The organism is Haloarcula sp. H-GB5 (assembly GCF_054850705.1).
Genome location: NZ_JBTWBG010000003.1, coordinates 155,934 through 177,156, shown reverse-complemented (window position 1 = coordinate 177,156; position 21,223 = coordinate 155,934). Strand labels below are relative to the sequence as shown.

Sequence of the window (21,223 nt, the reverse complement as noted above, 5' to 3'; positions counted from 1 at the left end):
GTCGCCCGACCCGATTACCGTATCGCCGCCGCGACCATCTCGATGGGATGTGGCGGCTCAGTCTCGCCATCGCCGAAATCGTCGATCTGGGACCGGCAGGACGCGCCGGGTGCGACGACTTGCTCAGCAGGGGAGTCATCTATCTGTCCCAGCAGGAGGTCCGCGATGCCCTCGCTCATCGAGTAGTGTTCGGCCTCGTAGCCGAAACTCCCGGCCATGCCACAACAGCCCGAATCGAGCGGGTCGACTTCGTAGCCGGCCCGACGGAGGACGCCGACGGCGTGGTGGTCCTTCTTCGTCGCCTTCTGGTGACAGTGGCCGTGGTACGCCAGCGAGTCGCCCGGCTCGTCGAAGGGGATCGTCTCTCCCAGCCGGTACGTGTCGAGATACTCGCAGATGCCGTACGTGTTCTCCGCGACGGTATCGACATCATCGCCGGAGAGCAGGTCACAGTAGTCGACCTGATACATGACCGCGTCCGAGGGTTCGATGGTGACCACGTCCCAGCCGTCGCGGATTCGCGGTGCGAGCGCGTCCACGTTCGCCTGAGCTGTCTCACGAGCGTGGTTTAGCATACTCTTCGAGAACGCAGGACGGCCGCTGTCTGTCACATCGTCGGGCACGACGATGTGGACGCCCGCCGCCTCCAGCACTTCTACAGCCGCTTTCCCGACATCCGGGTGGCTATAGTTTGTGTAGGGGTCGGCAAGCAAGAGCGCCTTCCGGTCAGCTTTGCTCGCCGCGACCATTGCGCCGCCGCGGTCGGCCCACCAGTCCCGGAACGTGGTCCGGTGGAAGCCGGGTAGCGTCCGCTCTTCCGTGATACCGACCGTTTTCTCCATGAGCAGTCCCGACCCCGGCAGGTCCATCAGCCAGTTCGACACTGGAGCGAACGTACTTCCAAGCGAAAGCACGGTCTCGACGTTGGCGAACAGTCGGTCCCGCAACGAGATGCCCTCGCGCTGGTGGTGCTCGTGAACCACCTCGGCCTTGAGCTTCGCCATGTCGACGCCGCTCGGGCAGTCCTTTTTACAGCCTTTACAGCCGATACAGAGGTCGAGAACCTCCGTGACGAACTCCTCCTCAAAGGGATTATCCGGGAGATCACCGTCCATCGCCGACCGGAGCATGTTCGCCCGGCCGCGAGTGCTCGTGATTTCCTCTTCGGCCGCGCGGTAGGTCGGACACATGACGCCGCCAGTCGTTTCCTGATGGCCGGTACAGCCCGCACAGCCGTGACAGAGTTCGACCATCCCCTGGAACCCGTTCTCGTTGTCCCAGTCGAGTGTCGGTTCGAAGCCAGCGTTGAATTCGTATTCCGGGTCGTACCGGAGGCTCTCGGCCGGGTCATGCTCGCCACAGATGTTCCCCGGGTTCAGCCGCCAGTCGGGGTCGAACGCCGACTTCAGGTCGCGGAACGTCTCCCAGAGGTCGTCGCCGTAGAGCTTGCGGTTCCACTGGGTTCGGGCGCGACCGTCGCCGTGTTCGCCCGACACGGACCCGTCGTACTGGACGACGAGATCCGTAATAGCGTCGGAGATGGTTTCCATCGTCTCGATGCCGTCCCCGGATTTCAGGTTCAACAGCGGTCTGATATGCAGGACGCCGGGGCCGGCGTGGGCGTAGTAGGAGGCGAAGGTGTCGTGCTCGTCGAACAACTCCCGGATGTCGGCGATGTACTCCGGGAGGTTCTCAGCCGGGATAGCCGTGTCTTCGACGAACGGCCAGTGCTTGTCGTCGCCCGTCCGCGACAGGAGTATCGGCAGCCCGGCCTTGCGCATCTTCCAGAACTTCGCCTGCCGGTCTGCGTCGTAAGCCTCCAGCGCGTCGACGGCGTGGACGGGGGCATCAGTGAGCGACGCCGCCCCCTCGCTCGGGGACTCTCTGGCGTCGTATCCTGGGAGTCGGTCGGCGAGCAGATCGGCGACCTTCTGAGCGCCCTCCTCGGCCGATTCGGCGTAGAACTCGACGAGGAGCGTCGAGTCCGTCTCCTCGGGGAGCATGCCGACGACGTCGGCGAACTCCGGCGTCTCCGCGGCGAGGTCCAGAAGCACGTCGTCCATCACTTCGACGGCCGAGGGGTCGTGATCGAGAATCGGAGCGACGTCCCGCATCGCCGAGATGATGTCGTCGTAGGTCAGCATGGCGACAGCCGTGGCCTCGGGAACAGGTTCGAGCGAAACCGTCGCCTCCGTCACGACGGCCAACGTTCCCTCGCTCCCGGCGAGCAGGCGTGCGAGGTTGACTTCGCCGCGCTCCCTGGCGGTATCAACCAGTTCGTCCAGATTGTACCCGGAGACGTTTCGTTTGAGCTCCGGATATTTGTCGTCAATCTCCGCGGCGTCTTCTGAGAGGATTTTCGAGACTTCGGCGTAAATCCGGGTTTCGAGGTCGGCGTCCGGGCCGGCTTCGGCCGCTCGCGCTTCGAGATCATCAACGTCTACCCAGCCGAATGTCGTCCGGGTTCCGTCCGCGAGGACGACCTCACACTCCTCGATATAGGCGTCTGTTTTCCCGTATTTCAGCGAGTGTGCACCGGTCGTATTGTTCCCGATTGCACCGCCGAGAACGCTCTTGTCGCCCCAGGCCGGGTCCGGCGCGAACTTCAGCCCGTGAGGTTCGAGCCGGTCGTTGAGGCGAGCAATGGTGATGCCAGCTTGGGCGCGGGCCTGCCTGGCCTCGGGGTCGACCGACAGCGCCTGGTCCATGTGCCGTTTGAAATCGAGGACGACCGCCTCGTTGACGGCTTGTCCGGCGAGGCTAGTCCCGCCGCCCCGTGGGAGGACTGGAATGCCCTCCTCGGCGCAGTACTCCATCACCGCGACCACGTCCTCGGTCGAGACCGGAGAAACGACGCCGATCGGGAGCTGCTCGTACGCGCTCGCGTCGGTAGCAAACAGCTCACGGGTGTACGTGTCGAAGCGTACATCACCGTCTACACGGCGCTCCAGAGCCGACACGAGATCTGGCCGATTGATGTTGTCGCCCTGATAGTCGTAGTTCGCGTTCGGGTCTGTCGCCGGGTCACGTTGCTCGGGGAGTCGGGAATCGTATGCCATGAATAGGGAGTAGGTGGAGGGTAGGTGGGTAGGTGAGTCGGGTTAGAACGCGGCCGGGGCCACGACGTAGGCCAGGATAAGCGTCAGTATGCCCGTGAACACGCCGTAGTACAGCACCGGAATCAGTTCGAGGCGGATGACGCGTCCCTCCTCGCCGATGAGGCCGACCACCGTGAGGGCGGCGACCACGTTGTGAATGGCGATGAGGTTGCCGATTGCGCCGCCGACCGCCTGTGCGGCAACGACAATCTGGGTCGGGGCACCGATCTGCTGGGCGGCCTGGAACTGGAACAGGCCGAACAGGATATCGCTGACCGTGTTCGAACCGGCGATGAAGGCACCGAACGCGCCGATGAAGCCCGAGAAGAACGGGAACATCTGGCCGGTCCCACTCGCCGTGATCTCTGACAGCAAGCCGAGCATTCCGGAGTTGATCGGCGCGGCCTCCAGCACGACGGTACTGCCGGTCCGTTGCATGATCATGACCGTCGCGACAGCGAACCACAGCGCCACAACAGCCGGCGCAATGTTTCGGAGCGCCTCGCTCCACGAGGCCTTGATTTCGTCGGTGGACATCCCGTGAAGCGCGTAGGTAATCACGGCAACCAGCACGAAGAGGCTCCCCGGGAGGTAGAACATCTCGACGCCCTCCGAGAACGGCGTGCCAAGGATGTTGTTCCACATGAGAACGCCGTTGGTTGCCAGGAAGTCCTGAACCGGAGTGACAACGCGGGTCACGACGAGCAACGCGGCGACGAGGAGGTACGGCAGCCAGGCCATACCCAGCGACATATCCTGCGAATGGGATTCGGCGAACGATGCCGTGCCGCCGTCGGCCGCAACCGTGCCCTCGCGGCTCCCGCTGGACCCGGTTCCGACACCCTCTCCGGGCTCGATGCTACCGATCCAGTGGTCCGGCCACTGGTCCTCCGGACCAAAGTCCCATTCGTCGTCAGGGAGGAAGTAGCCGGCCCGGAGCGTCGTCGTGACGACGAGCAGCCCGACCATCGCACCCAGCAGTGCCGGGAACGTCGGACCGAGGAAGTACGCAGTCGCGACGTATGGGATTGCGAAGGAAGCCCACGCGAAGAGGCACAGCGGCAGGACTTCGAGCGCCGGCTTGATGGACCGCTCTTCGCCGAAGAAACGCGTCATCATCGCCACGCCGATGAACGGGATGGCGATGCCGACGATAGCATGGATGAGCGCCGCCCACAGACCAATCTGGGCGACGTACGCACCGACGCTCTCAAAGCCACCCTGTTGCAGCACCTGCTGTGAGGCGCCCGTACCCTCTGCGAACACCACGTCACGCAGCCCGATGATCAGCGGTGTTCCGACCGCCCCGAAGGTGATGGCGAGGATGTTCCCCGTGAGGGCGACGACAACAGCGGCAAGCGGCGGGAAGCCCAGGCCGACCAGCAGCGGGCCGACGATGGCCGCAGGCGTCCCGAAGCCGGCCGCGCCCTCGATGAACGATCCCATGAGGAACACGAGCAGAATGACCTGCACACGCCGGTCGTCGCTGATCGACGAGAACCCTGCGTTGATGACCTCGAACGCGCCGGACTGTTTCAGCGTGTACAGCAGGAGTATCGCCCCGAAGACGATGACAAGGATTCTGGTCGCTGTCAGCGCACCGCGTATCGATGCGGCGGCGATCAGCCGAGGGGACATCTGCCAACCGATGAAGGCGGCGATAGCCGCCACCGCCCACGCAATAGGCATTGTCCGTGTTGCCGGCTGGTACAGCCCGACCATCAAGACCGCAATCGTCGCCAGCGGGAGCAGTGCCATAAGCACCAGTGTGTGCTCAGACATCGGGACTCACCTCTGAGGTCCTGTCCGGACAGGTCGCACTTTCACCGATGATCCGCTCCGGGAAACGGTGTCGTGCTCTCATTTCGTAACCACCTCGGTACGTGGCTCTATCGCTCGAAACCATCCGATACGGCGGTTTCTGGTAGGGTGCATCAGTCACGTCGTCTGGCAGGGAGTATTTATACCTATCTACTGTTTACATTATCATCTGCCCAGAATAACGGCTGGACGGGAGCGAGAAGCGTTGATACAACAAAAATCAGGGATTATTTTGTACGAACCAACGGAACGGGATACAGTCGTGTGTAACCGGTATAGCAGTTCTTTACGCGGCGATTTCACTCGACTGTACTCCCACTGAAGAGGGTTACAGTCGTCTGTATTCCACAGTGTCAGGGCAGTATTCACGGCCTTGTGGATACGGCTGGATATCGGGGCGTATCGGCGTTCAGCGTTGCGGCTGTCATAGCCACTGTGCAGCGACGCTGGCGCGCGGTGGACCAAGCCGGACCATTCGGAGCTACATCACACAAAAGGGTATCTGAGACAGATGAGGGTATTGTGAATGAATACCCGGCAAACACCCCCGGATAGGAAAACGTGTCGCACTCTCTCGTCGTACGGATTGCCGCTTGGCGAACGCCGTTACGGCGGAAGTTGAAACCACGAGTATGACACGCGTCACAGTCTGGAACGAATACGTCCACGAGCAGGAACACGAAGCGGTGGCAGACCTGTATCCCGACGGGATTCACGGCGCGATCGCCTCGGCACTGGAGGAGCGCGGCTTCGACACGGAAACCGCGACGCTTCAGGAGCCCGAACACGGCCTCACTGAAGAGGTACTGGCAGAAACTGACGTTCTGACTTGGTGGGGCCACGCCGCCCACGATCAGGTCGCCGACGAGGTGGTCGCCCGGGTGAAAGACCGGGTCCTCGACGGGATGGGGCTTATTGTCCTCCATTCGGGCCATTACTCGAAGATTTTCCGCGAATTGATGGGGACGACCTGCAGTCTGAAATGGCGCGAAGCCGCCGAAACCGAGCGGTTGTGGGTCGTCGAACCAGGCCATCCCATCGCCGATGGTATGGACGAGTACATCGAACTCCCGGAGACCGAGATGTACGGCGAGCGCTTCGACATCCCCGCGCCGGACACGCTCGTGTTCAACTCTTGGTTTGAAGGCGGCGAGGTGTTCCGGTCAGGGTGTTGCTACCGCCGTGGTTCGGGCCGAATATTCTATTTCCGCCCGGGCCACGAGACCTATCCGATTTACCACAACGACGCGGTCCAGCAGGTCCTCGCCAATGCCTGTGAGTGGGCCGCTGCTGGGGACGGTCCGGAGCCATCGTTTGGCAACGCCGACCCGATTGAGGCTATTGACGAAAGCGACGAGCGGTCGGTCCACTGATTTCGGCGTGGTGGTTTAGCGGCATCGTAGTTAATCGAGTTGGGTTTTACATTCTATTACAACGAATACGCACTGCCGTGGACCCTACACAGTCACTGTGGGAACACGGGCTGTGTCTTGTGCCGCCGTCGTTCACCGTTTCCCAGATGGTCAACATCGAGCTGTACCCCAGTACGGAGTGTTGATTCGAGACGATCGACCAACGGATCGAGCGACGTTTCGACCGGCGACAACACCCGCCACCGATACGTACCGCTGGTGCGTTCCGATTGGAAGACGACACCGTCCCCGATGTAGTCGGTGACGATAGCAGGTACTGCACAACACCGGTCGATGTGTGCGTGATACGTATATACAGTTCTGGCGGCCGGTCGCCGGTCAAGAACCTGGTATTCCCGCGTCCCGGAACAGCGGTGCTCGTCGAGACACTCGTTACAGCGTTCTTCGTCGAGAAACACCTCATCGAGCGCAGAGATGGCGTCAGCGGGACCGTCTACGTGGTCGATACGCCACATAGCGTTTTCGGTCACGGTACACATGCCGTTCCGGAGTCGTAGCGTCGGGTACTCGTGAAACAGGTCCATTACCGGGTCGGCCCCTGCAGTGAACCGGAGGGTGAACGCGAACTCCTTCACAGAGAACAGATTCGGCTGTGATGCCATAGTGAATCAGACGATAATACAGTCAGCCGGCTTTCGAACGCCGAAACGGTCACAGTGACGCGAAAAGGGCACTGACGCTTCGAATTACGTACCTGCTTAGCATCGACCGGCCAGAACGCTCCGACAGCGGACCCAGCCTGTACTCGCCACTCAGTGGCCAGTAAAACCGTGTTTAGTGGTTAGCAATAGGATAGGCGCTTCCAGAGCCGGTTCGGGATCTACTCCTCGGGACCGAACAGCGCATCCGCGTCAGCGGGCGTATCGAAGTCGTGGAAGTGCTCCCCTTTCTCCTTCGTGAGAATGTTCAGGGCCGCCGCCGCGCCGTCGCCGGCGGAGATGACGGCCTGCCACTCCTCGGCTCGGACCATCCCACCCGTCGCGTAGGCGTGGTCGACACTCGTCTCCATCGTCACATCCACGTCAACGACATCTTCATCAGTCATGTCACAGCCCAGTGTCTCAGCGAGGTCACGGTTAGCCCCGGTCGCGAGGATGAGATAGGAGGCTTCGTACGTGTCATCCTCGGTTACAACCTCGAACCCGCCGTCGGTTTGCTCCACGTCGGTCACTTCTGTGCCCTGTTTTCGGTCGACGCCGAAGCTATCCACCTGCGACCGGGCTGTCTCCATGAACGCAGACCCATCCTGAGAGCCGACCCCGAGGTAGTTGAACAGGTGAGCTTTGTGCATCCAGGTCCCATCAGTGTCGAAGACTGTCGTTTCCAGCCCGTTTTTCTGTGCAAACAGTGCCGCGCTCAGGCCGGCGGGGCCGCCCCCGACGATGAGAACATCCGTCATGTTTCTGCAATTATATTCCATCGCTGGTAATTGTTTCCATCCAATAAAACAGTCAGTCGGATGTGGCAAAGGCATGAGAACGGTTTTCCACAGCCGCCCCGAAGCGATCATATGCGCGCAGCCATCTATCGCGGCCCCGGTGAGATCACCGTCGAAGAGGTCCCGCGGCCGGAAATCGAATCGCCCACCGACGCGATCGTACGCGTGACCCACACCGCTGTCTGTGGCTCCGATCTGTGGTTCTATCGCGGCCAGAGCGACCGTGAGGGGGGGTCCCGCGTCGGCCACGAACCGATGGGTATCGTCGAGGAAGTCGGCGACGACGTGCGCTCAGTCGAGCCCGGTGACCGGGTGTTCGCCCCGTTCGTCATCAGCTGCGGCCGGTGTGAGTTCTGCCGGAAAGGATTGCACACATCCTGTGTCAACGGCGACTCTTGGGGCGGCGACAACGGCGGCGGCCAGGGCGAGTACGTCCGAGCGACGGAAGCCGACGGCACGCTCGTCCGCGTTCCTGACCGTCACGCCAACGACGAGGATACGCTCGAGGCGATTCTCCCGCTGACAGATGTGATGGGAACCGGCCACCACGCGGCGGTGAGTGCCGGTGTCGGTGAAGGCGACACCTGTATCGTTGTCGGCGATGGTGCCGTCGGACTGTGTGGCGTGCTCGCGGCCCGCCGTCTTGGGGCGGAACGCATTATCGCGATGGGACATCACGAGGATCGTCTCGAACTCGCAGAGTCGTTTGGTGCGACAGAGACCATCGCCGCTCGCGGCCAAGAGGCCGTGGACGCCGCAGACGACCTGACGAACGGCGGTGCAAACCACGTTCTGGAATGTGTCGGTGCGGCCTCGGCGATGGAGACCGCTATCGACGTCTGTCGGCCGGGCGGGACTGTCGGCTACGTCGGTGTCCCGCATGGCGTCGACGACTCCGGACTGGATGTGTTCTCGCTGTTCGGCGACAACATCGCGCTCAACGGCGGCGTCGCACCGGTTCGTTCCTACGCCGACGAACTCTTGGCCGACGTGTTGCAGGGCACACTCGATCCGTCACCGATATTCACGAAAACCGTCGACCTCGACGGCGTACCCGAGGGCTATCGGGCAATGGACGAGCGCGAAGCGATCAAAGTTCTCGTCAAGCTGTAGTCGGTCTGCGCTGGCTGTCACCCACGCAAACCGCGAAAGAACTCGCTATACGTTATGCGACTGGTGCTGAAGCAATCTGTACGGACCAAGCGCTGGAGCGTTCAGTGCGCCGTCCTGTGAAGAGCCAGTTATAATCTACAGGTGCTGCTATACTAGCTTTCCGCACGACCGACAACGAGGCCGGTCAGCTGACGGGTCGTACGCTAGCGCAACGTCGTTGCAGTGACGGCAATATCGGTCGGAGCCAGTGGTGTAAGAGTGCGTGTTCCCTTCGTGTACTAACATATGTGAGTTGATGGCATGGTAGTATAAATTCTTTCTGGACAAACAGACTGTTATACCCTTATATACCATATATACGAGCAATGACTGCTATAGGATTGGATCGTTCATCCAGATATAGAGCTTGATATCTCAATACTGCTACGTAACCTATTGTGAGAGTGGGCAGACAGTGGTTAGATTTCTCCGTTGACGATGTCTGCGACCCGCTGGCGGTCGAACAGTTGTTCCTCGGTCGGGATTTCAGGATACGGACCCTCAGTGTACGTCGGCCACTCGCCGAACTGGTCGGGATACAGTTGCTTTGCGGTCATCTCCAGTTGGAAGAGATGGAGGATCGGTCCCTGGTACCTCGCTCCCTGCGGATAGATCCGGTTGTTCTGTACGGCCGTGATTTCCGACCCAACTGGGTGGGATTTGAACGCGTCCCGCCGTTCCGGAAGGCTCGTACTCGGTTCGAACCCACCGAGGTGCAGGATTACGTCCGGGTCAGCCTCGAGTAGCGTTTCGAAGTCGACCACTGAGTTCGTCTCGACCGACCCCTCGAAGGCGTCCCGTGCGCCGAATGGGCGAGTATGCGCGGTCAGGAACCCGGGATTGTCGAGTGTGTACGCATAGATCTCGTCTATGTCAGCCGCGGCGAGCATCACTGCCGACGGGCGTTCCGACTCGGGCGGCAGGTTCCCGTCGATGGTCGAGCGCATTTCATCGTGGATAGCCGCGAGCGCCTCGTAGCGAGCCTGTTCCTGAAACGCTTCGGCGACGAGTTCGAACTGTTCCCAGAGAGAGTAGTACTCGTAGTCCGTCCATCCGGACGGCGGTTCGGCGTGTCGGTCACTCAATGAATTGCCGAACCAAGGCGAGACGTTGGTAGCGATCTCCTCGAAGTCCTCCCGGCCCCAGTTGTCCTGTTTGGCGATCCAGGCCGGGTCAGCGAGATGGATATCGCTATCCAGTTCGTACAGTTTCTCCTTGCTCGGTTCCCACGAGGAATAGAGCCCGGTCCAATCCAGCGACACCCCCGGCAGCCGTTCGACGAACTGATTCCACAGCCCACTGTAATAGTCCGGTGCGTGCATTGCCGTGACAGTGTCCCCGCGACCCAGGGCGAACGCCATGTCGGCGTGGTGTGTGAGCCGCGTAAAGACGGTCTCCGGCGGCGAGTCGAACGTCACCGCTCCCATCGGCGACATCGACACGGAGTACGAACCGTTCCCAGTGGGTGTGTCTGTCTCCGACCCGGACTCCGTCCGTGTGGCCCCGGCTTCCCCCTCAGCGTCACTGGTGCATCCCGCAAGTAGCCCAGCGCTGAGAACCGTTCCCCCGTACTTGACGTACTCTCTCCGCGTCGGTGACTCGCTGTCAGTAGTGTCGTCAGCCATTATTTTTAGGCTAGCCTAAAAATTATATAGATGTTCCGGTTCACTGACCCGGAACAAGCCAGTATCAAGCGCTGAATCGGGCGTCTGTATCAAGAGTTCGTGGGGCAGAGCGCGATTTCGCGGTGGTCTTACGGCCCCTATTCGGCCACGACTTCCTCGGCGCGGTCCGGTTCGGCAGTATCGTCACCAGTAGTGTGTTCATCGCCATCGTGGCGGGCACGGATTGGGTTCACACGCGGTCCGTGTGGCGTGGCCGAGACCTCCGCCTCGATTTCGAAAACGTCCGCGAGGAGTTGCTCCGTCACGACAGCTTCGGGTGGTCCCCGAGCCTGTATCTCGCCGTCTTTGAGGGCGACCATCCGGTCGGCGAGGCGAGCCGCCTGCTCGATGTCGTGCAGGACGACCACGATGGTAATCTCGCTCTCATCGCGGAGCGTTTCGATTATTTCCATCACCTCAAGCTGGTGGTGCAGGTCAAGGAACGTCGTCGGTTCATCGAGCAACAGCACGTCGGTGTCCTGTGCGAGAACCATAGCGATCCAGACGAGCTGTTTCTGGCCGCCACTGAGGCTACCGACCTCACGTTCACGGATGTGTCCACAGCCGGCCAAGTCAATCGCCCGTTCGACGGCTGCCTCGTCTTCCTCGGTGACGCTGTCGAAGAACCCCCGGTGTGGGTACCGACCGTGATACACCAGATCCTCGACCGAGATGCTGTTTGGCGACGTACTTTCCTGAGAGAGCAGGCCGAGCTTTCGAGCGATCGCTTTGGTCTCCATCGTCTGGATGTCTTGCCCGTCCAACAGTACCGATCCCGCGTCCGGTTCGAGCTGATTGGCGAGGCCTTTCAGCAGCGTGCTCTTGCCCGACCCGTTCGGGCCGATGAGTGCAGTCACGGCCCCGGGTTCGGCGGTGATCGATTCACCGTCGATGACCGGGTCATCCGTCCCCGAGTACGAAAGCACCACATCGTCGCCGACCAGCGGCCGGTCCCGGCGACCGGACTGGGACCCAGCAGCGGTGTCGTTGGCCGTAGCGATACCATCCGAGTTAGTGTTGTTCTGTGACATTAGATCTCACCCATCTGTTCCTGTCGCCGCATCAGGTAGAGGAAGTACGGGCCACCGACGACGCCGGTGACGACGCCGACCGGAACCTGCGCGGGATTCAGGGCCAGCCGTGCACCAACGTCCGCGACGACCATCAGCGCCGGACCGACGAACACGCAGCCGATGAGGAGTCGGCGGTAGTCGCTCCCGACGATGAGGCGAACGATGTGTGGAACTACGAGGCCGAAGAACCCGATGATCCCCGCAACGGAGATCGCCGTGCTGGCCGCCAAAATGGCGACCGCGGACAGCATGAACCGGACCCGCTCGACGCTCATCCCGAGCGAGCTCGCGGTCTCTTCGCCGAGCAGGAGGAGGTTCAGTTGTCGTGCACCGGCCAGCGCGAGTAGCGTCGCCGCAAGCGTCGGGATGATAGCGATGCGGAACTCCTCCCAGCCGACGCCCGTGAGCGACCCGGTAATCCAGGCCAGTGCTGACTGGACAACGCCGAGATCGTCGGCGAAGAAGAACAGTCCCCGTTGGAGGGAAGTAAACACCATGTTGACGATGACACCGGCCAGGACCAGTCTAACCGGACTCGTGCCTCCCTTCCACGCGATCATGTACACGAGTAAGAAGGCGATGGAGCCACCGACCGCAGCAAACAGCGGGAGGAACGGGGCGAGACTGCTGAACAGAACGAGAGTCAGCAGTACGGCCAGTCCCGCCCCGGAGCTCACGCCCAGCACGAACGGACTCGCCAGTTCGTTTCGCGTCACAGCCTGGAATATCGCCCCGGAGACGGCGAGACATATCCCCGCAAGTACGGCGACGATTACCCGCGGCATCCGGATGTTCCAGACGATGAGCGTCCGTTTCGGTAGTTCAGGGAGTTCGGTCCCGAAGAAAAACGACTGCCATGCCTGCACACTGAACCACACTTTCGGGTCGAACACGGCCTGCCACGCCTCGAGGATCGTCATCGAGTACGCTCCGAAGCTCACCTGAAGCAGACCAGCCCCGAAGGCGACGGCAACGCTCGCAACACACAACCCGAACAGGGACCCGTCGAGAGTGTCGAGCCAGGCTCTGGCTTGCGACCATGCATCGGTGGCTCCGCGTGTCTCGCTGGCCATTACTCGCTCACCTCCGCGCATCCGTCGCTCGTGCCGAGGTAGTTCCGGATCGTTTTGTCATCCATCGCATCGAGAACAGCGGTCTGATCGAGCCCCGAAACGACCGCCGCGGGGTCCAGATAGCCTGCCAGTGCTTCTTGCCCTGTTTCTGTTCGATCAGCTATCTCGTCGGACGTGAGATACGACGAGCGCCGTTCGTCGATGACCGCCTCACGGACCCGCTGGAACCGATCCGAGTCCGGCTCGACGGGCGCGTCCTCAGCGTACCGGTCGTCGAAATATTCGACCCAGGTTGCTCGTTCAGTCCATTCATCGTCTAGCTCGGCTTCGCGACGGACCCAGTCCACGCCGTCAGCGACAGCCTCCCACCACCCGTCGTCAATTCTCGCGTCCGCAATCACCCGACGTGCGACTCGTGCGCCCCGGCCGGCCGCAATAATCGCTTGCATATCCGCCGCTTCGGACGGTGACGCAACGTAGAGACCCGGAACCGGTGTTGTTCCGTCCGCGTCGGCATACCCGCGGTCGAAGGTTTCGCGTTCCTCGCCGTCGTGTTCGTCCGTCTCGAACATCGCCGCATCGTCGTCCAGACCCCGCATATACTCGCCGTCGTAGCGGGTCGCGGCGATAACGCGGCGAGTTGTGGCCGTCTCCCCATCCTGCGTCTCGACGACAAACCCCTCCCCATCATCGGTTCTGTCGAGCGAGTCGACCAGCTCGGAGACGATGGTACAGCCGGCGGTTTCGGCGTGGTCCTGAATGCGGTCGTACAGCGTCTCAATGTCGATACCGGCCGGGAAACCGAGGTAGTTTTCGAGGTAGGCACAGCGTTTGAGCGACGAGCGGCCGCGGTCGTAGATGGCCGTATCGAGGTCCGCTCTGGCCGTGAACACACCCGCCGCACAACCGGCCGGACCGCCGCCAACGATGATGACATCACGGTCGAACGTCGTCCCCGTTCGGTTCCCCACTGCCACCATACTCACGACGCTCCGTTCAGTGTCCGTGGCACCGACAGCAGGTGTGACGGTTCAGTGGTGTCCATCGAGTCGTTCAACATACTATTTAGGCCAGCCTAAATGGATAAAGCGTTTTCGAAGTTTAGGCAGACCGAACATCATGTAAGTGGTTCGTTATTTCTGTCAGAACGGCACCGATTGCTCGGGCGAGTTTGGAAAGTGAAGACGCGTATTGAGAAGCGTTCCGACGGCTCAGTTACGAAGATTCGTGACATCCATCACAGTCTGAAGAATGGCAGTCTCAAAGTCGCTATCCGCGACAACAAGTTCGTCACCTGTTGAGCGAGCGGTGGCCGCGATGAGCATAATGGCTGTTGCCAGTCGCTCTCCATCTGTCAGAAGTTCATCTTGGAGACGAGCGGCCTTCCCGTACAATCTCCATTGCTTCCTCGGCTTCTTCATCTGACAGTGTCCCCGGAGACATCCCGTCGCCAGTCGATGCAACGATTCGGAGTAAGAACTCGTCCCACGTTTCGTCATCTCGTTTCGCTTCGTCCAGTCTGTCTTTCGTATCAGTGTCGATGGGAATGGACGTTCGACTCATATGAATTTCTAATGAATTTCTCGGACATCAGGGTTTGCACTGCCCGTTCCTGCCCACGAATAGGGTTATTTCTCGAACGGCGATCCGCAGCGAGGGCAGAACTAAACGCCCACAGACTCAGTTACCGGCCGCCGCTCGAAGCTCGGGGAAGTATCGACCGTGGAAATCGAACGGAGCTGCGTGGGGGAGCGATGCGCTGGCGCGCTCCTCGAACGTCTGACCGTCGAGGACGAGTAGCCGGGACCGGTCGTCGTCCGCGTCCAGCGCGACGACTACCACCACGCCGTCGTCTTCGGCGTCGCCGTCGGGTGCGGGGACAAACACCGGCTCACCGAAGTAGTCCCCGCCATCGTCGAATGTCTCGACAGCACCCGTGTCCGTGTCGAGTTTCAGAACGCGACGGGCCCACTCGGTGACTGGTGTGTCCATCCCCATCGCGTAGACGTAGCGGTGCGGGCGACACCACCGAGCCGGTGAGACAGTCGGGAGCGCGCTGCCGTCAGGGTACAGCATCTCGCGTGAGACCGTCACATCGGCATCGCCGTAGCGAGTTACACCGCTCTCGGTACCGAGGTCAAGGGTGAACCGCTCAATGCGGCCGACGATAGCGCCCATCTCGCCTGCACGGAGGTTGTCCAGATACAGCGAGTCGATGGTCGTCGCGTCTGGTACTGTTTCGAGGTCGAACACCAGTTCCCTGCCGCCGGCTCGTTCGAACGCGTTGACGTGGTGGAAGCCGAACACGGCGTCGATAACCGGTTCAGCGACGACGGTTCCAGTAGTGCGGTCCATGACGATGATTCGGGTCCCGCGGTCTGGTTCCCACTCGAACTGCTCGATGAAGGGTGCCTGTCGCCCGGGTTTGAGAAACCGTCGCGGGTCGAGTCGAAGCGGGAACTCGGTCAAGACGACGTACCGGGGCGTCAGCGCGAAACTGTGCATGTACGCCGGCTGGTCGGTGTCGACGCTCCCGACGTGTCGCCGGGTCCCATCGGGCGACATAGCACTGACGTGGTACTGGCTGGTCCGTCCGAACGCCGTGTCGACGTTTACGAGGACGCCACTCGTCGGGTCGCGTTTGAGGTGGGCACAGGAGAGTTGCCCTGTCGGCACATCGTCGTCGTGTTCGAGGTGGCCTGTCGTTTCGAGTGTGTTCGGGTCGAAACGCACCTTCCGGGGCGATTCGGTCAGGGCGAGGTACTCGCCACCGAACCGTTCGGCGGTGATGTTCGTGTTGTCGTAGGGGTCAGTCAGAAACGTCGCCAGCCGCGAGCGAAGCGTCGTCTCGCCGGTCGCGAAGCCCCCCTCGAACTCACCGCCCGTCGCCGCCTCATACGCGTCCGTCCTGAGGAAGCGGTTCCGATAGTGTACGGCGTCACTGTCGGGGTCGAAAGTGAACCGGTACAGCATCGCGAAGCCGTCGAACCAGTGGTCGACACTGCTACCGTTCGGAAGGGAGAACGCGCCGGGTCCGTTCCGGATGAGACTGCCACGGAGCCAGTCCGGGAGGTCACCGGTCACGGAGATGGATGCCGCCGTCTCGTCGTGGAGCGAGTGGAACCCGGGGTGAGAAGACATACCGTTACAATGGGTGACAGGGGCTAAGCCCTGACGCCCATGATATCAGGGTATCACTCCCGAGTCGTGTACGCGTTCCCGCTGACGACGACGCAGTCGTCCTGTGGCCCGTACGGTCGGTACGACGGCGAGTTTGTCCGGCGGCGGCGTAGCGACCGGAGCACGTCGGCTTTCACCCACGCGAAGCCGACCACGATGACAGCGAAGCCGGCGACGGTCACTGGACCGAGTGTCTCCCCGAGCAGGAGCCAGCCGCTGATAGCCGTCACTGCCGGAACCACGTAGGAAACCAGGCTGGTTTCAGCGGCCCCGACCGTGCTGATCAGGCGGAAGTAGAGGAGGAACCCGATTGCGCTGGCGACGATACCGAGATACGCGATTGCCGCGATCTGTTCGAGACCAACCGTGACGGTTCCGAGCTGCTCCGAGGGCAGCCCTGCACTGACGGCGTGCAGGATGCCCGCACCGAGCAGCGTCATCCAGGCCTGCAGGCTCACGAGTGGAAGCGAACTGGTGTAGCGTTCGGTCAGAACTGCACCGACGGCGAAGGCGACAGCCGAACTGATGAGCAGGGCGACGCCGAGCAGTCGGCCGCCGACTGCTCCCGGTGTGGGGTTCGCGATGATAACCACGCCGATGAATCCACAGACAGTGCCGATGAGTTCGTGCGGTCGAGCCCTGTAGCTCGGTATCAGCGTCGATGCGAACGCCGGCGTCACAACCGGCGTGAGACTGAGCAGGATTGCGCCGAAGGAACTCGGGACGTACTGCTGGCCGAGAAACAGGAGCGCGAAGTGTGCGCCGATGAGGACAGTGCCGCCGATGAGAATCAGCGACCAGTCATCGCGGGTCTGTGGGCGCAGTGACCGGCCGCGCCAGAGGGCATAGCCAAGCAGGACGACTGCAGCAATATCGTGTCGGACAGCTGCCAGCAGCACCGGCGGGACGCTTTCGAGACCAGTCTTGATCGCCACAAAGGAAAGTCCCCAGATGAGTGCAAGCGCAGCAAACAGCAAGCCAATATGTCGTGTCGAGCGTGTCATTCCAGTAGAGATCAACTATATGTGCTGGAGGAGTATGAAGCTTCTATCGCCACTGTGACGCACACGCACGGCCTCTACGGCCACGTCTGCCGTTCAAAAATTCCTGAAAAGAGTGTGTGTCCGCGGTGCTATCGATGCCACTTGTGCCAAGACGTATTGTTCTCCTCGACTACATACCACGGAGTTCTCATTCGGTCGCCGAACAGTCTATCAGCTCACTGCCAATAGCGTCAAAAACGAGAATGATGCCCACGTCGGCAGCCCTGGGCGACTGCTCCCGGCCAGCATCCAAGTGTATGACCCGAGTCAGGTCGACATCGTGTCGAAATGCCAGCCCGGGTCGGTCCCGGTTTCGTCGATGTGCTCGGACCGGCACGCCGGACAGCAGTCAGGGACAGCAGTTTCAGACCGGGGAACGTACACCGCGCCGTCACACTCCACACAGGCGTCCGCGACGACTGTCACGCAGTCCGCACAGAGATTGAAGTCGTCGACTGTGAGGTCTCGCAGGGGTTCGAGTTGTTTGTCCAAGATGTACTCGTCGATAGCCGCCTGACAGTTTTGGCACAGTTGCATAGCGATCCAACTTGACCCATGATACCGTGACACAAATAGTTGCTGCCCGGTTATCGATTGTGAATGTACCGACGGCTAGCTGTTCGATGACGGCACCACCGAGAAGTGACAGAGACAGGTGGTGGGCTAGGGTGCGCGGAACACGCGAATGGTGTCCCGGGACGTGGGTTCGCGGATTAGCTGCGCGAACCCGAGTTCCGAGAACACCTGCTTCCAGTTGCGGTGATACAGCGGGAACTCGTCGTTGACGTAACTCACGTCTGTGTCTTCACGTCCGCGTTCGGGGCTGTTGCCCTCGTTTTCAGCGATGACGAGGAGGTCGCTGGCGATACGGGCAATCTCTTCGAACACCCACGCGTCATCGGGGTGGATGTGCTGGAGCGTCTCGACCGAGTAGACGACATCGAAGGCGTCGTCTTCGAACTCGGTGACGATGTCTTCGAGGGCACCGGTGTGGAACGTCCCCGAATCCGCGAGCCGCGGGTAGTGCTCGGCCATCACGTCGAAGGATTCCTCATTGATGTCGATACCAGTGAGATTCCCGTATCCGTTAGTCTGCAGGTGTGCCAGATGGCGGCCCGAGCCACAGCCCAGTTCGATGATCCGGGCATCGTCGTGGACGTAGTGGTCGAGCACGTTGGCCAGCGTCTCGCTCACCTCGTTCGGTCCGATCTCAGCGTAGTACGCCGGCGAGAACTTCCCGGAACGGGAGGCCCAGTCGTCGCGAACGTCGTCCGGGTCCATACCCACCGTACACCGTTGCAGAATAAATGCACCACGAAGTGCGTGCCGGACAATCGGTGAGCGCACGCGGGAAATCACAGTGTACAGTTCTGCAGGTGACGCTCCTCTCAGACTGTCAGCGGATAGAACTGCCAGTGTCGGGCTATGACTCGTACTGGAGCAATCGGTCAGCCCGCGTTTCAAGCTCCGTCTCGTCGATCTCGCCCGAGGCGTACTGTTGTTTGAGCGTCTCCAGCGAATCCGGCTCGGCGGTCGCCTCGCCCTGTAGCTGCACGTACAGCAAAGCACCGACCGCCACAACAGCGATGGTGAACGCTACGAGCAGTAGCCACCAGCCGCCGGGGGCCATGCCCATACCCGTTGCCCCACCGTGGGGCCCCATCGGTCCGTGCTGGAGTAGCGCAGTTGTTGGCGAAAGCATCTGGGACACCTCTGTTTGTAGATACGGCCCTCACGGCATAATTACGGTCGCTGGTTCCCGCAGACTGAGAACGCAAACCACGATGGAGAGCAGCGAACACAGCGCTACAAGGGGTTCGATGGACGCCACTGCGAGTGGCTTGTGGCACCGGTTTCATCCGACTCGGAATTCACGTCCGTCCCAGTCGTCGATTCGAAGTTCGTACGGTGTCGTGGTCGATGTGTCGTCCCAGCTGACTGGGTTGGGGGCGAACTGTGTGTTGCTGGCCAGCGAGGCAAGGGCTGGCTCTACCTCGTCGTAGGTCGCCTCTACTAGCTCACCCGTGACTACCACACTTCGCCAGACGGTTTTCGGTTCGGTCTCCTCGTACACCGTGAACCCGACGGTGCTGTCCGCCGTGAGATAGCGGTGTTTTTGACTGTCATCGCTCTCCGAGAGATGAAACGCCAGACTATCCGTCGCCGGGTCGTACCCGAACGCGACCGGGAATGGGTATGGAGCCGCGCCTGTCGGGCTGGACAGCGCTAGCACACCGATTCCGTTGTCAGTAAGGACATCGACGACCGCTTCGTCATTTAATTCTCGCATCCCGAATGCAACGTTACCTGGTAACTACTTGGGAAGCAGACCGCATTTTCACTCGGTGAGAACGTGAGAGTTACTTTTCAAATAATGGGTAACAGAACTGGTATGGGCACAGATTCGACGGGGGAGTTCGCCGAGTGGGATGACGAACGGTACAGCACAAACATCGAGCGGTTCGACGAACAGCACAAGCGCCTGTTCGGGCTACTGAACGACCTCCATACGGCGATGAACGAGGGGCATTCCGAGGAGGAGGTCGGCGACATTCTCCGGGAACTGGAACGCTACACAGAGTACCACTTCGGTGACGAAGAGGAGTTCATGCAGAACTGTGGCTACGCCATGGACTGCAGTGACTGTTTCTACAACCACCGTGAGATGCACGAGGAGTTCGCCGACAAGGTGCGAGAACTCCGCGAGAAACACGAGAACGGGGAGTACGTCACGATGGAGGTCCTGACAGTTGCCCGGGACTGGCTCGATGCACACATCGCCGCTGGCGACGAAGACCAGAATTACGCGGACTACTTCCAGACCGAGGTCAGCGACGACTACGAGTACGAACCTGGGCAACTTTATCAGGACCGCACGGCTTCGGACGACCCCGTTCCAGTTGACCGCCAGAGCGAAGCCGCCGGCGTGCGCCTCGACAGCGACATCTACGACGGCGGCTCGATTTCGGTCCCGGACGGGTCAGTAGCAGCCTGGTTCGAGGACATCGTTTCGGACCACGGAGAGCGGACCGCAGCGCTCGTACGGGATGACGGCGAGTTCGTCGAACGGAGTTTCGAAGAACTGGCAGAGCGAGCGAAGGCAGTCGCGGGCGGGCTCCTCTCGACGGAACTGCGCCCCGGAGACCGACTAGCAATCAGGGCGCAGTCCCAGTACGAGTGGTCCGTCCTCGACCTGGCCTGTCACTTCGCCGGACTGGTCCCGGTCGCGCTTTACCCGTCTGCAAGCGACGACCGGGCAGCCCAGATTATCGAGCGGACCGGCGCGACCGGCCTCGTGGCAGCGGGAGACGTAGCAGAAGACCTCGCGATGGCCGTCGAAACCGTGCTTGATTTCGAGGGCCTCCCGACTGCTGAGGCCAGAGTGCTCCCCGGCCTGCAGACTGACGGTGACGAGGTAGCGACAGTCGCGTTCGACGTGGCTTCCCCCGCAGAGAAGGCCGGCTGTGCGCTGACACACCGAAATCTGCTGGCGGCAGCAGAGAGCCTGCGGGAGGGACTTCCCACCGGCCCTGGGGCGACCGGGACGTGTTCGCTCCCGCTTGCGCATATCTATCAGCGCGTCTCGACGTACTATCTCTGGGCGACCGGGAGCGCCGTCGCCTACCTCGGAGCCGAGGAGTTCGTCGACCAACTCGCGGCTGTTGAGCCGGATGTGCTCGTCGGTGTCCCGAAGATGTACCAGCAGCTCTACGGGGAGATCCAGGACCGTCTCGGCGACATGGGCTGGATGAAACGGAAGGTTGGCGGTCGGGTGGCGTCCTACGGGGAGGGGATCGTCGAGGGACGGGGAACGCCGCTGAAATACAGAGCCGCCAATCGGCTCGTGTACAAGCCGCTGCGGCAGGAAATGGGGTTGTCAAACCTCACTTACGCGCTGTCTGGGACAGGACAGCTCGACGATCATCTGCTGTATTTCTTCCGGGGGCTGGGCGTTCCGGTATGCGAGCTGTACGGCTCCGTCGGAACAACCGGTGTCGGCGCACTGAACCCGGCGGATTCCTACGTCGAGGAGTCCATCGGCGACCCGATGCCAGGTGTTGAGATCGGCGTCTCCGAAAACAGGGAACTACTGGTCCGCGGGCCGACCGTCCTTGGCGGGTTCCTCAACGACGAGCGGACTGGCACACAGACGCTCCGGGACGACTGGTACCATACCGGCGAAGTCGGTGAGGTTGGCCCAGACGGCAAACTGTCGCTCGCCGAGTGAGCGCTGGCGGTAAGCAGACT

18 protein-coding genes and 1 pseudogene are annotated in these 21,223 nt (G+C 61.4%); 3 read left to right on the top strand and 16 right to left on the bottom strand.

Annotation, left to right across the window (positions count from 1 at the left end):
- Positions 1-14 precede the first annotated feature (14 nt).
- A complete protein-coding gene (locus tag ACYJ11_RS16275; RefSeq protein WP_461648562.1) occupies positions 15-3,059 on the bottom strand; it encodes an FAD-binding and (Fe-S)-binding domain-containing protein in 3,045 nt (1,014 codons plus the stop codon).
- Between the two features lie 42 nt (positions 3,060-3,101).
- The gene (locus ACYJ11_RS16270; RefSeq protein ID WP_461648561.1) at positions 3,102-4,880 is read right to left on the bottom strand and encodes an L-lactate permease; all 1,779 of its coding nucleotides are present in this window, start codon (positions 4,878-4,880) and stop codon (positions 3,102-3,104) included.
- A 671-nt stretch (positions 4,881-5,551) separates the two neighbouring features.
- On the opposite strand from ACYJ11_RS16270, the gene ACYJ11_RS16265 reads away from it, so the two are divergent.
- The gene (locus ACYJ11_RS16265; protein WP_461648560.1) at positions 5,552-6,292 is read left to right on the top strand and encodes a ThuA domain-containing protein; all 741 of its coding nucleotides are present in this window, start codon (positions 5,552-5,554) and stop codon (positions 6,290-6,292) included.
- A 92-nt stretch (positions 6,293-6,384) separates the two neighbouring features.
- Here the strand turns inward: ACYJ11_RS16265 and ACYJ11_RS16260 are convergent, their stop codons facing one another.
- Positions 6,385-6,954: a hypothetical protein gene (locus ACYJ11_RS16260; protein WP_461648559.1), complete on the bottom strand. Its 570-nt coding sequence runs from the start codon at positions 6,952-6,954 to the stop codon at positions 6,385-6,387.
- Between the two features lie 218 nt (positions 6,955-7,172).
- Entirely contained in the window at positions 7,173-7,751 is a 579-nt protein-coding gene (locus tag ACYJ11_RS16255) for an NAD(P)/FAD-dependent oxidoreductase (RefSeq protein WP_461648558.1), read from the bottom strand.
- Positions 7,752-7,862: 111 nt separating this feature from the next.
- Here ACYJ11_RS16255 and ACYJ11_RS16250 point away from each other — a divergent pair, with 111 nt between their 5' ends.
- Positions 7,863-8,903, top strand: a complete 1,041-nt coding sequence (locus tag ACYJ11_RS16250) for a zinc-dependent alcohol dehydrogenase family protein (protein WP_461648557.1) — start codon at positions 7,863-7,865, stop codon at positions 8,901-8,903.
- A gap of 458 nt (positions 8,904-9,361) precedes the next feature.
- Here the strand turns inward: ACYJ11_RS16250 and ACYJ11_RS16245 are convergent, their stop codons facing one another.
- The 12 genes and pseudogenes from ACYJ11_RS16245 to ACYJ11_RS16190 all read right to left on the bottom strand — a co-directional run bounded on the left by ACYJ11_RS16245 (position 9,362) and on the right by ACYJ11_RS16190 (position 19,265).
- Positions 9,362-10,567: an ABC transporter substrate-binding protein gene (locus ACYJ11_RS16245; protein ID WP_461648556.1), complete on the bottom strand. Its 1,206-nt coding sequence runs from the start codon at positions 10,565-10,567 to the stop codon at positions 9,362-9,364.
- Positions 10,568-10,704: 137 nt separating this feature from the next.
- Positions 10,705-11,637, bottom strand: a complete 933-nt coding sequence (locus ACYJ11_RS16240) for an ABC transporter ATP-binding protein (RefSeq protein WP_461648555.1) — start codon at positions 11,635-11,637, stop codon at positions 10,705-10,707.
- Positions 11,637-12,752 carry a FecCD family ABC transporter permease gene (locus ACYJ11_RS16235; protein WP_461648554.1) on the bottom strand — a complete coding sequence of 372 codons (1,116 nt, stop codon included), beginning with the start codon at positions 12,750-12,752 and terminating at the stop codon, positions 11,637-11,639. Before ACYJ11_RS16235 ends, ACYJ11_RS16240 begins: the two co-directional genes overlap by 1 nt.
- Positions 12,752-13,732 (bottom strand): FAD-dependent oxidoreductase, encoded by a 981-nt coding sequence (locus ACYJ11_RS16230; protein ID WP_461648553.1) that lies wholly within the window; start codon positions 13,730-13,732, stop codon positions 12,752-12,754. The genes ACYJ11_RS16235 and ACYJ11_RS16230 overlap by 1 nt, the downstream gene beginning before the upstream one ends.
- A gap of 231 nt (positions 13,733-13,963) precedes the next feature.
- A pseudogene (locus tag ACYJ11_RS16225) lies at positions 13,964-14,137 on the bottom strand (type II toxin-antitoxin system VapC family toxin); the annotation flags it as partial.
- A complete protein-coding gene (locus tag ACYJ11_RS16220; protein WP_229775318.1) occupies positions 14,115-14,315 on the bottom strand; it encodes a DUF7557 family protein in 201 nt (66 codons plus the stop codon). The pseudogene ACYJ11_RS16225 and the gene ACYJ11_RS16220, both read right to left, overlap by 23 nt.
- 117 nt (positions 14,316-14,432) lie before the next feature.
- Positions 14,433-15,893: a carotenoid oxygenase family protein gene (locus ACYJ11_RS16215; RefSeq protein ID WP_461648552.1), complete on the bottom strand. Its 1,461-nt coding sequence runs from the start codon at positions 15,891-15,893 to the stop codon at positions 14,433-14,435.
- A 53-nt stretch (positions 15,894-15,946) separates the two neighbouring features.
- Entirely contained in the window at positions 15,947-16,936 is a 990-nt protein-coding gene (locus ACYJ11_RS16210; protein WP_461648551.1) for a DMT family transporter, read from the bottom strand.
- Positions 16,937-17,242: 306 nt separating this feature from the next.
- On the bottom strand, positions 17,243-17,512 hold the full coding sequence (locus tag ACYJ11_RS16205; RefSeq protein WP_058991563.1) for a DUF7571 family protein: 270 nt from the start codon (positions 17,510-17,512) through the stop codon (positions 17,243-17,245).
- A gap of 126 nt (positions 17,513-17,638) precedes the next feature.
- A complete protein-coding gene (locus ACYJ11_RS16200; protein WP_421642578.1) occupies positions 17,639-18,256 on the bottom strand; it encodes a class I SAM-dependent methyltransferase in 618 nt (205 codons plus the stop codon).
- Between the two features lie 142 nt (positions 18,257-18,398).
- Positions 18,399-18,677 carry an SHOCT domain-containing protein gene (locus ACYJ11_RS16195; protein WP_229775319.1) on the bottom strand — a complete coding sequence of 93 codons (279 nt, stop codon included), beginning with the start codon at positions 18,675-18,677 and terminating at the stop codon, positions 18,399-18,401.
- Between the two features lie 153 nt (positions 18,678-18,830).
- The gene (locus ACYJ11_RS16190) at positions 18,831-19,265 is read right to left on the bottom strand and encodes a pyridoxamine 5'-phosphate oxidase family protein (RefSeq protein ID WP_461648550.1); all 435 of its coding nucleotides are present in this window, start codon (positions 19,263-19,265) and stop codon (positions 18,831-18,833) included.
- A 102-nt stretch (positions 19,266-19,367) separates the two neighbouring features.
- Between ACYJ11_RS16190 and ACYJ11_RS16185 the strand changes: the two genes are divergently transcribed.
- A complete protein-coding gene (locus ACYJ11_RS16185; protein ID WP_461648549.1) occupies positions 19,368-21,203 on the top strand; it encodes a bacteriohemerythrin in 1,836 nt (611 codons plus the stop codon).
- Positions 21,204-21,223: the final 20 nt, after the last annotated feature.

What these genes read in the sequence shown, in the direction of transcription:
- ACYJ11_RS16275 (WP_461648562.1), bottom strand. Translation starts at nt 3,059, where the DNA reads ATGGCATACGATTCCCGACTCCCCGAGCAACGTGACCCGGCGACAGAC.
- ACYJ11_RS16270 (WP_461648561.1), bottom strand. Translation starts at nt 4,880, where the DNA reads ATGTCTGAGCACACACTGGTGCTTATGGCACTGCTCCCGCTGGCGACG.
- ACYJ11_RS16265 (WP_461648560.1), top strand. Translation starts at nt 5,552, where the DNA reads ATGACACGCGTCACAGTCTGGAACGAATACGTCCACGAGCAGGAACAC.
- ACYJ11_RS16260 (WP_461648559.1), bottom strand. Translation starts at nt 6,954, where the DNA reads ATGGCATCACAGCCGAATCTGTTCTCTGTGAAGGAGTTCGCGTTCACC.
- ACYJ11_RS16255 (WP_461648558.1), bottom strand. Translation starts at nt 7,751, where the DNA reads ATGACGGATGTTCTCATCGTCGGGGGCGGCCCCGCCGGCCTGAGCGCG.
- ACYJ11_RS16250 (WP_461648557.1), top strand. Translation starts at nt 7,863, where the DNA reads ATGCGCGCAGCCATCTATCGCGGCCCCGGTGAGATCACCGTCGAAGAG.
- ACYJ11_RS16245 (WP_461648556.1), bottom strand. Translation starts at nt 10,567, where the DNA reads ATGGCTGACGACACTACTGACAGCGAGTCACCGACGCGGAGAGAGTAC.
- ACYJ11_RS16240 (WP_461648555.1), bottom strand. Translation starts at nt 11,637, where the DNA reads ATGTCACAGAACAACACTAACTCGGATGGTATCGCTACGGCCAACGAC.
- ACYJ11_RS16235 (WP_461648554.1), bottom strand. Translation starts at nt 12,752, where the DNA reads ATGGCCAGCGAGACACGCGGAGCCACCGATGCATGGTCGCAAGCCAGA.
- ACYJ11_RS16230 (WP_461648553.1), bottom strand. Translation starts at nt 13,732, where the DNA reads ATGGTGGCAGTGGGGAACCGAACGGGGACGACGTTCGACCGTGATGTC.
- ACYJ11_RS16220 (WP_229775318.1), bottom strand. Translation starts at nt 14,315, where the DNA reads ATGAGTCGAACGTCCATTCCCATCGACACTGATACGAAAGACAGACTG.
- ACYJ11_RS16215 (WP_461648552.1), bottom strand. Translation starts at nt 15,893, where the DNA reads ATGTCTTCTCACCCCGGGTTCCACTCGCTCCACGACGAGACGGCGGCA.
- ACYJ11_RS16210 (WP_461648551.1), bottom strand. Translation starts at nt 16,936, where the DNA reads ATGACACGCTCGACACGACATATTGGCTTGCTGTTTGCTGCGCTTGCA.
- ACYJ11_RS16205 (WP_058991563.1), bottom strand. Translation starts at nt 17,512, where the DNA reads ATGCAACTGTGCCAAAACTGTCAGGCGGCTATCGACGAGTACATCTTG.
- ACYJ11_RS16200 (WP_421642578.1), bottom strand. Translation starts at nt 18,256, where the DNA reads ATGGACCCGGACGACGTTCGCGACGACTGGGCCTCCCGTTCCGGGAAG.
- ACYJ11_RS16195 (WP_229775319.1), bottom strand. Translation starts at nt 18,677, where the DNA reads ATGCTTTCGCCAACAACTGCGCTACTCCAGCACGGACCGATGGGGCCC.
- ACYJ11_RS16190 (WP_461648550.1), bottom strand. Translation starts at nt 19,265, where the DNA reads ATGCGAGAATTAAATGACGAAGCGGTCGTCGATGTCCTTACTGACAAC.
- ACYJ11_RS16185 (WP_461648549.1), top strand. Translation starts at nt 19,368, where the DNA reads ATGGGCACAGATTCGACGGGGGAGTTCGCCGAGTGGGATGACGAACGG.